Source organism: Candidatus Hakubella thermalkaliphila, from assembly GCF_013281975.1.
GTDB classification, from domain to species: Bacteria; Actinomycetota; Humimicrobiia; order Hakubellales; family Hakubellaceae; genus Hakubella; species Hakubella thermalkaliphila.
Window position 1 is genome coordinate 1 of record NZ_BLRZ01000506.1, and the last position, 505, is coordinate 505.

Genomic DNA, 505 nt, shown 5'->3' on the forward strand with positions numbered 1-505 from the left:
TTTTTTTTTTCAAGCAGAAGACGGCATACGAGCTTACAAGGTGACTGGAGTTCAGCCACAGGCTCAGAAAGACGGGCTACAAACTCACAATGAACTCTGAGATACTGGTTCGGCATATATTCAATTTCACATTGATAAAATCACTGAAAAATGCATTTAGAAAATCTATGTACTGGACTATTTATTCCCTTAAAAATAAAGATTTACTGGCAGATTCAGGCACAGCATCTTATGAGCTAAAGATTAATGTTGCAACTCTTTTTTTGAACTCATTGCTGGCAATGCTTTTCTTTTATTTTAAGAATACGGCATTTCTTATCTCTATTTTTCTGATCTGTTCTGTTAACTTGAGTGTAAGCAGAGGGTTGATAAGGGCATTTTACAAAGCGAAAGGTTTGTCATTTGACATTTTTGCAATCCTTTTTTACATGCTGATTTACCCTCTTCCCGTAGGCGCAGGAGCATTTTCAGGAATTCTGAAATATACCAGGTACAATAACAGATA

General features: G+C 36.0%; 1 protein-coding gene. It reads left to right on the plus strand.

Annotated features, from left to right (window positions below; translation table 11 throughout):
• Positions 1-131: 131 nt before the first annotated feature.
• A partial coding sequence (locus HW443_RS13180) for a hypothetical protein (protein ID WP_219857276.1) occupies positions 132-505 on the plus strand: 374 nt, incomplete at its 3' end.